Source organism: Bacillus cereus group sp. BfR-BA-01381 (genome assembly GCF_022663555.1).
GTDB classification, from domain to species: Bacteria; Bacillota; Bacilli; order Bacillales; family Bacillaceae_G; genus Bacillus_A; species Bacillus_A pacificus.
On record NZ_JAKUFR010000120.1, the window covers coordinates 1 to 11,921 of the forward strand.

An 11,921-nucleotide genomic window follows, 5' to 3' on the forward strand; every position below is an offset into this window, starting at 1 on the left:
CTTTGTTTATTCTATTTTATATCGCCGCATGCATCATGTATTTCTTTTTCGCTCAAAGAGAATATAAGAAACATTTAGACTAGTAAATGCTAGTCTTTTTTTAATATTCGAAATTTACATAGAAGAATATTAAAAAGTATGGTATAACAGTAAGAAAACGAAAAAGAGGGGAAAAGACGATGATTCGAGTAGGATATTTAGGACCAGAAGCAACATTTACAAATATGGCGGTGAGTCGTTTTTTTCCGGAAGCAGAGCATGTACCGTATCGAACGATTCCAGACTGTATTGATGCAGCTGCAAATGGAAATGTAGATTATGCAGTGGTACCACTAGAAAATGCCATAGAAGGTTCAGTGAATATAACGGTTGATTATCTTGTACATGAGCAACCACTTTCTATTGTAGGAGAAATTACAGTGCCAATTCAGCAACATTTACTTGTACATCCGCAGTATGCAGAAGTGTGGGAAGAAGTATATGCAGTGCATTCTCATCCGCATGCTATTGCACAATGTCATAAGTTTTTAAATGAAGAATTAAAAGGGGTAACTGCCCGAGATATGACATCAACAAGTGCTGCAGCGCAATATGTGAAAGAACATCCTGAAGAAAAAATTGCGGCTATTGCAAATGAAGCGGCTGCAGAAAAATACGGATTAACGATTGTAAGAAGTGGTATTCATACGCATAAAAACAATCATACACGTTTCCTCGTTCTGCATAAGAAAAAGAAAGCAATACTCTCAAATAACGGAGAAAACCGCGGAGAGAAAACGACGCTTATGATAACGTTACCTGCAGATTATGCAGGGGCACTATATCAAGTGTTATCGGCTTTCGCATGGAGAAAATTAAACTTATCTAAAATCGAATCGCGCCCGATGAAAACAGGACTTGGAAATTACTTTTTCTTAATCGATGTCGATAAAGCATACGATGACGTATTATTGCCAGGCGTAACGATGGAACTTGAAGCACTTGGTTTTTCTGTTACGGTGCTGGGGAGTTATTCTTCTTATTGGTTATAAGGGGGAGTTAGGTTATACCGTGTGATAGATAAATAAAATCCCACCTATAAATGGTGGGATTCTTTATTTTAACTTCGCGAGACGATCTTCTAATTGACCACGCCAAACGTCAGCTAGTTCTGGAACAGCAAGAATTTTTTCGATGCCATCTCTATCTTTTCTATTATGAAAATAAATTTCGTTAGAGAACAAGACAGAAACATTGCTCGGTTGACGCTCTAGTAATGTGATTTTTGAATCTTTACGTACAGTACCTTCCTGAAGAACGCGGCATAGGTAGCCAGTAAATCCAGTTGCTACAATGCGCGGCAGTATGCCAGGAATGCCGAGGCGTTTTGAAATCGTGCTACAAGGTACTCTTGCTTGTGTCACCTGAATGATTGCTTCACCCAATTTGTATGTATCTCCGATGCAAACATCACGCTCTAACATATTTGTTACAGTAATGTTTTCGCCAAATGCAGAAGCTGGGAGTGTTGTTTGAAATTCCTCTTCCCATAGTGCGTAATGCTCGTGTGGATACACGCAAACGGCGCGATCAGGTCCACCATGGTGTTTTAAATCTGCTACATCATCACCAAGGAAGCCATCTTTTGATAGGAAAGCTTCTTCGGTAAGTTCTTTACATATACCGGTAATCATTTCTTTATCTTCGCTATATTTCATTTGTTTCGGTTTGCCAATGCTAAAGTGAACGAGTTCAATTCCCATATGAAATCTCCTTTACAATTGATTACAATATTATATCATTTTAAAAAATAAAATCGCAGAATATGGTGGATTTTTCTGAAAGAAAAGAAAAATGAAGTTGAGGCACTGCCAAAACAATATGGATTTCATGCAATAAGATAAGGGGGGTTAAATGTTAAAAGAACCCAATTCCCATATTAAAATAGGGAAATTGGGTTCTTGTTTATTACTAGATGAAATGGACTTGCTATAAAAAATCTATACACGAAAGGGTGTCGAGCTAATATTTGTTTTTCTTGATATTTTTATTTATATAAATAGATTTATTTTGTAACTTTATAAATAAATTCTACAATAGCGTCATGCATTTGATCTAATGCAGGTTGTTCCACTGGATAATGCCCCCCATTTTCTAACATGACTATTTTTACATCTACTTTTTTTATTTTGTTTAGGAATGGAGTGCTTAAATGTAATGGTGTCCATTTATCTTGCTCAGGTTGTGTTAAAAGAATAGGACATATATCAAAATCCTCTGGTTCCATTGCAGGCTGGTAATTACCATAACTGTCTAAGAATCTCATGCTTGCTTTATTCGCAGCAGATGTCTTATCACGATTAAATATTTCCATTACTTTTTCATTATTACATAAGGCACTCATTTTAGAAGCTGTACTCATTTTCATCTTAAAGTTTTCAAGTCCTATGTTACATGCAATGCCTGCCATAGGTATTCCAACACGACTCATAACGAGATTTTTAGCTGTTTCGTCACGAACTTGTTGATTTTTTTGATCTAGGAATGTCATACCAATGATTCCTTTAACTTTCTTATTTTTTGCAGCAACGTGGTAAGTTTCCATCCCACCTGCACTTAAGCCGTACAGTACAATAGGTCTATCATCACGTTTTTGTTCATAGTCGATATAATCACATGCTAAATCGACCCAATCATCATACTTTACTACGGATCCTTCTTTTACTTTTGTAACGCCATAAGTAGGCATGTCAATAGCGATTGTTTCAAAGCCATCTTTTGAAAGTGGACCACCTAAAATCATCGACATCTGTCTACCGTTCGTACCTACTCCATGTAATAAAATAACTTTAACAGGAGCCTTTTCATTCCGAAAACAATCTAAATGTACCTCATGTCCTTTCCAATTCCACCATTCTTCTGTTGGATGATAATTATCTGTAAAGTGATATTTTTTAGGTAAATAGGCTTGTATTTCACGCCATTCGTTTTGTTTACTGTATGTCATTTCGTTTCCTCCTTATCATGTTAAAAATAATTTTCGAAAGTCACTAAGTTCGAACGTTCGAACATCCGAACGTTTCGTAAGTAAAATATTATTTGACTCTTTTATTTTTGTCAATAAATACTTTCTGATTCACTTTGTAAAAAAAGTAGCATTGTAAAATACTACTTTTATTCTTGTGCATATTATTTTGTTAATTACTTCTTTAATTGGTTATCGGTTTCTAATGATTCAATTAGTTGTTTTAATAATACAATGGAGTTGTCAAGAGAAAGAGCATAATACCTTTCCGTAGCACGTTTTTGAACAGTAACGAGATTTGCGTTTAAAAGATGCTTTAAGTGGTGTGAAATAGCTGGTCTAGATAAAGAAAGTCGGTCTACTATCTGATTTACAGACATTTCTCCTTCATCATACAGTAACACCAATATGTCTTGACGATTTAAATCCTGCAGAATTGAAAAAATAGGGGTACATTCTCTTAATATGCTTATTGTTTTTTTGCTCATGATACCTCTCCCTGTTTAATTGTTCGAACGTTTAGATGTTTATTTAGTATAAAACTTTACTAATGTTTCTGTCAAAGCCCCTTTACTCTCCTATTTAGAGATATTTCCAGCGCGTATGTCTTCATGCAACTTTTGGAATTGTAATTACATATATTCCTTACTTGTCGTTACTATAACCCTCTTTTACAAAACAACTTAACATTGCTTAACAAATGATTATTTCAGTAATGTTTGTTAAAGCATCGTATCACAAATACTTTTAATTTGTATATGTTGAGCCAATGAACCTTATTTCAATGGTCTCCATTTTCTTTCCCAATGATTATTCGTGAAATATTTATGATAAGATTTGAATGGTTTAATTGATTGAACGAAAGGAGATGCAGTGGATGAAGAATGTAGAAAAGTTAATTAAATTAACAGACGATTTTAAGGCATGCCAAACTGTCTTAACAGCAATTGGGGATTCTACACGACAATCAATTATTATTACCCTTATTGCAGCAGGCTGTGAAGATGGAATGAGAGTAGGCGAAATCACACGTAAAACACATTTATCACGTCCTGCAGTTTCCCATCATATAAAAGTGCTGAAAGATGCAAAGGTTGTCAATGTAAGACGTGTTGCGACGATGAATTTCTATTACATTGACCCTGAAAATAATAATTTAAAAATGGTAAAGAATTTACTTCAAAATATGGATGATTACATTGCTGAGCATTGGGAGCCATCAAATAAAGTGAAACTTTAATTAGTGGGGGGGTTCTTCATCCCCACTGATTATCAGCCCTCACCAATCGGACTTTAATGGGCAGCCCGTCCCCTCACCTAACTTCTTTGTTTTCGCTGAATTTTGAGGTGGGGGTCTTACTGCCCATTAAAGCGGGATAAATAAAGAAAGGATACAAAAAATGAAAAAGACTCTTTTAAATACGCCGATGAATAGATCAACTAAATTCACTGTGAAAAACCGTTTTTATAAAGCTGCGATGAGTGAAACAATGGCTACAAAAAACAATAATCCAACGGAAGAGCTAGTAAAGCTATACGGTCGTTGGGCGCAAGGCGGGGCTGGTTTACTTATGACTGGCAATGTCATGATTGATCGTGAGGCACTTGGCGAACCGGGAAATGTCGTTATTGAAGATGAGCGTGATTTAGATATCTTAAAAAGATGGGCAAAATCTGGTACGCAAAATGGTACGCAGCTTTGGATGCAAATAAATCATCCTGGTAAACAATCCCCGAAAACATTATCTAAAAATCCAGTTGCGCCAAGCGCCATTCCACTTACGGGTGATATTAAAGATTTCTTTAATAAACCAAGAGAATTAACATCAGGTGAAATTTGGCAGTTAATTAAACGATTTGGCAATGCCGCTCGTATTGCAAAAAAGGCTGGTTTTACTGGTGTTCAAATCCATGCCGCTCATGGTTATTTAATTAATCAATTTTTATCACCTCACCATAATCAGCGTCAAGATGAATGGGGTGGAGATTTAAATGGGCGTATGAAATTTTTAATTGAAACATATTATGAAATTCGTAAACAAGTCGGTGAGGAATTTCCAATTGGATTAAAACTAAATTCTGCCGACTTTCAGCGCGGCGGTTTCACTGAGGAAGAATCGATGAAAGTACTAAAAAAAATGGACGATTTGGGTATGGATTTAATTGAAATTTCTGGTGGGAACTATGAAAATCCTAAGATGTTTGACGGGGTACGCGAAAGTACGAAAAAACGTGAGGCGTATTTTTTAGATTATGCTCAAAAGGCTCGAACACTCGTACAAGCGGTGTTGATCGTAACAGGTGGTTTCCGTTCCGAAGAAGGCATGAATGAGGCAATTGAAAGTGGAGCTGTAGACATGGTTGGTGTCGGAAAGCTATTTGCATTAAACCCTGATTTTCCGAATCAGATTATTCATGGCAATTATCACACAGTTACGATCAAGCCAATTCGAACAGGTTTGAAAAGACTAGATAAAAAAATATCTTCTATGTTAGAGCTTACTTGGTATGAACATCAATTCAAATTGATGGGAAAAGGAAAAGAACCAAACCCTAATTATAGTGTATGGAAAACGGTATTCCAAATGATAAGCGAAAATGGGTTGAATGCATTCCAAAAGAGACGTGCATAAATAAAATATAGAGAATTTATTATTTTGTTGTTTTAAAATATATCTAAAGATGTTTTTCATAGAAGGAAGAATAACGGATGAAATCAACGTCCTTTGTCTTATTTGAGTTATTAAATTTCAAAAAAATATTGTTGTTTGATATTACGTTATTTTTTAAAAATTAAAGAAACGGCGTTATATTAAAGTAAATTGTTTCTTAGATGCATATGGTGATAAAGGTCATAAAAAATAGGTGTATCAACTAAAGTGTTGATACACCTTAAAACTGTTTTTTTAAACAACATAAGTTGTCGTTTAATATATCTCTAATTGCTATTAATAAACGAGAAATCCTGCTTTATCTAGTGCCTCGCAAGCTGCATCTAACTTTTCTTTTGAATCTGCTTCAATTGTATGTAAGTGAATACCATCCGTTAGTTGCGAAAGATAGGAAGCATTTGTGTTTTCGATTTTTTGTAAATATTGCTCTACATCAAAGCGATTGCTTACCATGATGGATGCTGTTAAGTCACCGTATACAGGATGCTCAACCTTTACATCTTTAATCGTGATGCCGTGGTCAACAAGCATTGTAAGTTCTTGACGTACTTCTGCTGGTTTATGTTGGCATACAATTACGCGTTCGAAAGCTTGTTGTTTCTCTTGTGGTTTTAAATATAAATAGCCTTGAGCAGTCGCAATGATCGGTTCGTTTCGTGCTTTAAGCAAGGAAATATCTTGCACGATAACTTGTCTACTTACATTCGTTTTTTTCGATAGCTCATTCCCGGATAACGGTTCATTTGCAGCGAGAAGCCACTGAAGGATAAGCTGTCGTCTTTCTTCACCTAAAATCTTTTTTTGTTCATTTTGTTTCATTATGATTTAACACCTCTATAAAATTGATTTCCAATTGTGTGTAGTGCATGAATAGTAGTATCAATTTGATCTTTCGTTGTTTGGTGTCCGAAAGAGAAGCGGACATATTGTTTTGCCTCTTCATACGTTTTTCCAATTGCAAGCATTGTTTTCGAAGGTTCTTGTTTACCGACTTGGCAAGCACTTCCGGTAGAAATGGCAATACCGCGGCGATTACATTCTAGCATTGTATATTGACCTTCTATTCCTTTTATTGTAACCCCAATAATATGTGGTAAACAAGAAGTAGAATGACCTTCTACTTTAATTTTTAGCGGAAGTGTTCGTATTTGCTCTAAAAAGTAAGAGCGTAACTCTTTAAAACGTAAACTTTCTTCTTGTTGATTTTTCAATATATTCTCAGCAGCTGTTAAAAAAGCTGCGATGCCAGGAACGTTCACTGTACCTGGACGAAATCCTTTTTCGTGAGAAGTCCCCGGAAATATTTGTGTCCAGCGAACTTGCGGATTTATATAGCAAGCGCCGACACCTTTTGGTCCGTATATTTTATGTGCTGAAACAGAAAGACTATCAATCCCCATCTCAAAAACATGGATAGGAAGTTTACCAAATGTTTGTACACAATCTGAATGAAATAAAACGTTATATTTTTTTAAAAGTGCCCCAATCTCTGCGATATTTTGAACGGTTCCGATTTCAGAGTTTCCGTGCTGTATACTTGCTAGAATGGTATCTTCTGTAATAGCCGCTTCTAAATCTATTAAACGAATGAGTCCATTTTTATCAACAGGAATTTCAGTAATTGTATACCCTTTTGATTGTAAGGATTGAAAATAACTTCGAATGGATGCATGTTCCATAGGTGTCGTAATAATATGCTTCTTATTTTGGGCATTGAGAAGGGACTGAATCGCAAGGTAGTTCGATTCTGACCCACCGCTCGTGAAGAATACCCCTTGTTCCTTTCCACCAATCATTTCAGCAAATGTTTTTCTACAAACTTGTAATAAAGAAGAGGCCGTTCCTCCAATATCGTGTAAACTTTGTTCATTTCCGAAGTATTGCGATGCCGCTTTCATATATGTTTGTAATGCTTCCGCGCTCATAGGTGTAGTAGCTGCATAATCAAGATATATCATCATGTAAGTTCCTCTCTCTAGTAAGAGTTACATTTCTTTTATTTTTTTAAATGGTAGTGAAAATAAGAATTATAAAAAAACTCTTGTCATTATTTTAAAACTATGTAAATATAGGTGTCAAGACAGTTGAAAAGTGTAAAGTAGGAGGCAACAATTATGCCAAGTGCAGATGTCTTAATTATTGGAAGTGGCGTTGCGGCACTTCGTGTTGCAAAAGAGATTTGTCACGAAAAGAATGTGATTATTATCACAAAGGAAACGAATCGTAATAATAATACATATTTAGCGCAAGGTGGAATTGCCGCAGCCGTAGCTACATATGACAATCCAAATGATCATTTTGAAGATACGTTAGTAGCAGGATGTCATTATAACAATGAAGATGCGGTTCGTTATTTAGTTGAAGAAGGACCGAAAGAAATGAATCATCTCATTGAAAATGGAATGAAATTTGATGGTGATGAAACGGGCCCTCACCTTGGAAAAGAAGGTGCACATCGGAAGCGTCGTATTTTACATGCAGGTGGCGATGCAACAGGAAAGAATTTATTAGAGCATTTCATTCAAGAAGTAGCACCGCACGTTACGGTAGTGGAACAGGAAATGGTGCTTGATTTTATTATAGAAAATGAAAAATGTGTTGGAGTTTTAACGCGAGATAGTGAAGGGAAGTTGAAGCGTTATGATGCAGATTATACTGTGCTAGCCTCAGGCGGGGTTGGTGGTTTATACGCCTTTACTTCTAATGATAAAACAATTACGGGTGATGGACTTGCGATGGTATACCGCGCAGGCGGAGAGCTCGTAGATTTAGAGTTTGTACAATTTCATCCAACAATGTTATATGCGTGCGGGCGATGCTGTGGCCTCGTCTCTGAAGCTGTCCGCGGTGAAGGAGCTGTCCTTATAAACGGAAAAGGGCAGCGTTTTATGATGGATATACATCCAGATCATGATCTCGCACCGCGTGATGTAGTGGCAAGAGCGATTCATGAACAGCTTTTGGCGGGTGAAAAAGTGTATTTGAATATCGAGTCTATCCAAAATTTTGAAGAACGTTTTCCGACTGTATCATCATTGTGTAAAAAGAATGGTGTTCATATAAATGAAAAACGCATTCCGGTCGTACCGGGTGCTCATTTCCATATGGGCGGCGTGAAAACAAACTGTGATGGAGAGACGTCCATTCCACATTTATATGCGGTTGGTGAAGTAGCTTGTAACGGTGTTCATGGAGCAAATAGATTAGCGAGTAATTCATTATTAGAAGGTCTTGTGTTTGGAAAAAGAATAGGACAGCATCTTTTAACGAAAGCGACAAAAGACAGATTGAACAACTTTGCTGAGAAGGAAAAGAAGTTTATCGTTCTGAATCATTTGCCGGCGAAAGAAGAAATACAAGAATGTATGATGAAATACGTTGGGATTGTGCGAACAGAACAAAGTTTATCTTATGCAAAGAGATGGCTTAGTAAGTACGGTGTTCGAAATATGATATTGCAACATGATGCTCTTACAAATGAAGAGATAACGATTATGAATATGTTAACAGTTTGTGAGCTTATCGTCGTATCAGCTTTGCAAAGAGAAGAAAGCATTGGTGGCCATTATCGAAGTGATTATCCACATAGAAATAGCGTAAAAAAAGAGATCATTCGGGTGAAAAGAAAACTACAACTTGTGTAATGAGAGGAAGAGGGGCTTTATGAATACGATAAAGGTTAAAGAAGCATTGAATCGATTTTTTCTAGAAGATATAGGAGAAAGAGATGTAACATCTCAGCTTATTTTTCCAGACAATTTACTTTCAAAAGGAACGTTTCTTGCAAAGGATACAGGGGTCTTTGCGGGATGTTTAGTCATTGAAGAAGGGTTTAAATTAATTGATGAAAGAATTGAAGTGGAGCTTCATAAAAAAGATGGAGATCTTGTAGAAAAAGGCGAAATAATTGCAACTGTCCAAGGACCAATCGCATCGTTATTAACGGCAGAGCGCGTTATATTAAACGTTATCCAGCGTATGAGCGGGATAGCGACAATGACATACGAGGCTGTTCGTGCCTTAGATAGTAGCCATACACGTATTTGTGATACGCGAAAAACGATGCCAGGGCTACGTATGTTTGATAAGTATGCAGTCGTGTGCGGAGGCGGATTTAATCACCGTTTCGGCCTATATGACGGTGTCATGATCAAAGATAATCATATTGCTTTTGCTGGTTCTATTACGAAAGCTGTTACATCAGTGAAAGAAAGGTTAGGACATATGGTGAAAGTAGAAGTGGAAACAGAAACAGAGGAGCAAGTGAGAGAAGCTGTAGCTGCTGGTGCAGATATTATTATGTTTGATAACCGTACGCCAGATGAGATTCGGGAGTTTTCAAAGATTGTACCAAGTGCCATCGTTACGGAAGCATCAGGAGGCATTACAATTGAAGATTTATCGAAATACGGAAAAACAGGGGTAGATTATATTTCACTTGGAGCATTAACACATTCAGTGAAAGCACTTGATATTAGTTTCAATATTGAGGCGTAAGGAAAGTGGCTTAGAGGGGGAGAAAGGAATATGAGTATTTTAGAAAAAGTACAACCGATTGAAACGATGTTACCAGAGCGTTATTACACGATGTCAACAGCAGAGATGGAAAAGCGGGTTCGTGAAATTAAAGAAAAAATGGGGGAAACACTATTTATTCCAGGCCATCATTACCAAAAAGATGAAGTGGTACAATTTTCTGATGCAGCAGGAGATTCACTTCAGCTTGCGCAAGTTGCAGCGAGCAATAAAGAGGCGAAATATATTGTATTTTGCGGTGTACACTTTATGGCAGAAACAGCAGATATGTTAACGACAGATGATCAAATCGTTATTTTGCCAGATATGCGTGCAGGGTGTTCGATGGCAGATATGGCAGATATCGAACAAACAGAAAGAGCGTGGAAAGAGCTCACAAAATTATTTGGAGATACAATGATTCCGTTAACATATGTAAACTCTACGGCTGCAATTAAAGCGTTTTGCGGTCGTAATGGCGGAGCAACAGTAACTTCTTCTAATGCTAAACAAATGGTATCTTGGGCGTTCACGCAAAAAGAGCGTCTCGTATTTTTACCAGATCAACATTTAGGAAGAAATACAGCGTACGACTTAGGTATCCCGTTAGATAAAATGGCAGTATGGGATCCACATACTGATTCATTAGAGTACGATGGAGATATAGAAGAAATTCAAGTGATTTTATGGAAAGGACATTGTTCTGTTCATCAAAATTTTACAGTGAAAAACATTGAGAACGTACGGAAAAATCAGCCGGACATGAACATTATTGTACATCCAGAATGTTGCTACGAAGTTGTAGCTGCTTCGGATTATGCAGGTTCAACGAAATATATTATTGATATGATTGAAGCGGCTCCATCCGGAAGTAAATGGGCGATTGGTACAGAAATGAATTTAGTGAACCGAATTATTCAACAACATCCAGATAAAGAAATTGTTTCACTTAACCCCTTTATGTGTCCGTGTTTAACGATGAACCGAATTGACCTACCGCACTTATTATGGGCACTTGAAACGATAGAAAAAGGAGAAGAAATTAACGTTATTAGCGTAGATAAACAAGTGACTGAAGAGGCAGTTCTTGCATTAAATCGTATGTTAGAGCGTGTGTAAAGCAGCGGATTCCCGTTGCTTTTTTTCGTACATATAATCATAACGAGAACAAAATGGGCATACATTGTTTTGAAGAAATCATTGCGATTATCTTATACTTATTCCGCTTCTAATGATATTGAAAATCGAAGAAGTGATACAAGTGAAAAGAGGTTAACGTTATTTAGAAAGGGTTACTTCATGAGATTTGTTACTTATAGATAAGTTATACAGGAGGGGGAAAATTTGAAAATTCATATCGTGCAAAAAGGGGATACCCTTTGGAAAATTGCGAAAAAGTACGGAGTGGATTTTGATACGTTGAAAAAAACAAATACACAACTTAGCAATCCAGATTTAATTATGCCAGGTATGAAAATTAAAGTACCATCAAACAGTGTACACGTAAAACAGCATGCTGGAGCAGGTTCAGCACCTCCAAAACAATACGTAAAAGAAGTGCAACAAAAAGAATTTGCAGCAACGCCAACGCCGCTTGGAATAGAAGACGAGGAAGAAGTTACGTATCAATCAGCACCAATTACGCAGCAGCCTGCTATGCAACAAACACAAAAAGAAGTGCAAGTAAAACCACAGAAGGAAATGCAAGTGAAACCACAAAAAGAAGTACA

The 11,921-nt window shown here is 36.7% G+C and carries 12 protein-coding genes; 7 read left to right on the forward strand and 5 right to left on the reverse strand.

Annotated features, from left to right (window positions below):
• Window positions 1-179: 179 nt before the first annotated feature.
• Window positions 180-1,031 (forward strand): prephenate dehydratase, encoded by an 852-nt coding sequence (gene pheA, locus MR079_RS25600; protein ID WP_242269674.1) that lies wholly within the window; start codon window positions 180-182, stop codon window positions 1,029-1,031.
• Between the two features lie 63 nt (window positions 1,032-1,094).
• Here pheA and MR079_RS25605 read toward each other — a convergent pair whose 3' ends face one another.
• The 3 genes from MR079_RS25605 to MR079_RS25615 all read right to left on the reverse strand — a co-directional run bounded on the left by MR079_RS25605 (window position 1,095) and on the right by MR079_RS25615 (window position 3,492).
• The gene (locus MR079_RS25605; protein WP_139866527.1) at window positions 1,095-1,742 is read right to left on the reverse strand and encodes an MOSC domain-containing protein; all 648 of its coding nucleotides are present in this window, start codon (window positions 1,740-1,742) and stop codon (window positions 1,095-1,097) included.
• A gap of 302 nt (window positions 1,743-2,044) precedes the next feature.
• On the reverse strand, window positions 2,045-2,986 hold the full coding sequence (locus MR079_RS25610; RefSeq protein WP_139866528.1) for an alpha/beta hydrolase: 942 nt from the start codon (window positions 2,984-2,986) through the stop codon (window positions 2,045-2,047).
• A 194-nt stretch (window positions 2,987-3,180) separates the two neighbouring features.
• Complete coding sequence (locus tag MR079_RS25615) at window positions 3,181-3,492, reverse strand: ArsR/SmtB family transcription factor (RefSeq protein WP_000039471.1); 312 nt, start codon at window positions 3,490-3,492, stop codon at window positions 3,181-3,183.
• A gap of 389 nt (window positions 3,493-3,881) precedes the next feature.
• On the opposite strand from MR079_RS25615, the gene MR079_RS25620 reads away from it, so the two are divergent.
• Complete coding sequence (locus tag MR079_RS25620) at window positions 3,882-4,244, forward strand: ArsR/SmtB family transcription factor (RefSeq protein ID WP_139866529.1); 363 nt, start codon at window positions 3,882-3,884, stop codon at window positions 4,242-4,244.
• Window positions 4,245-4,404: 160 nt separating this feature from the next.
• Window positions 4,405-5,637 carry an NADH:flavin oxidoreductase/NADH oxidase family protein gene (locus MR079_RS25625; RefSeq protein ID WP_242269675.1) on the forward strand — a complete coding sequence of 411 codons (1,233 nt, stop codon included), beginning with the start codon at window positions 4,405-4,407 and terminating at the stop codon, window positions 5,635-5,637.
• Between the two features lie 315 nt (window positions 5,638-5,952).
• Here MR079_RS25625 and MR079_RS25630 read toward each other — a convergent pair whose 3' ends face one another.
• Window positions 5,953-6,495: a transcription repressor NadR gene (locus tag MR079_RS25630; protein ID WP_000812271.1), complete on the reverse strand. Its 543-nt coding sequence runs from the start codon at window positions 6,493-6,495 to the stop codon at window positions 5,953-5,955.
• The gene (locus MR079_RS25635; RefSeq protein WP_139866531.1) at window positions 6,495-7,637 is read right to left on the reverse strand and encodes an IscS subfamily cysteine desulfurase; all 1,143 of its coding nucleotides are present in this window, start codon (window positions 7,635-7,637) and stop codon (window positions 6,495-6,497) included. Before MR079_RS25635 ends, MR079_RS25630 begins: the two co-directional genes overlap by 1 nt.
• A 153-nt stretch (window positions 7,638-7,790) precedes the next feature.
• On the opposite strand from MR079_RS25635, the gene nadB reads away from it, so the two are divergent.
• The 4 genes from nadB to safA form a co-directional block, all read left to right on the forward strand.
• Entirely contained in the window at window positions 7,791-9,320 is a 1,530-nt protein-coding gene (nadB, locus tag MR079_RS25640) for an L-aspartate oxidase (protein WP_139866532.1), read from the forward strand.
• Window positions 9,321-9,339: 19 nt separating this feature from the next.
• Window positions 9,340-10,173: a carboxylating nicotinate-nucleotide diphosphorylase gene (gene nadC / locus MR079_RS25645; protein ID WP_139866533.1), complete on the forward strand. Its 834-nt coding sequence runs from the start codon at window positions 9,340-9,342 to the stop codon at window positions 10,171-10,173.
• A 30-nt stretch (window positions 10,174-10,203) separates the two neighbouring features.
• Window positions 10,204-11,310 carry a quinolinate synthase NadA gene (gene nadA / locus MR079_RS25650; RefSeq protein WP_139866534.1) on the forward strand — a complete coding sequence of 369 codons (1,107 nt, stop codon included), beginning with the start codon at window positions 10,204-10,206 and terminating at the stop codon, window positions 11,308-11,310.
• A 225-nt stretch (window positions 11,311-11,535) separates the two neighbouring features.
• On the forward strand, window positions 11,536-11,921 hold a 386-nt coding region (gene safA / locus MR079_RS25655; RefSeq protein WP_242294868.1), incomplete at its 3' end, for a SafA/ExsA family spore coat assembly protein.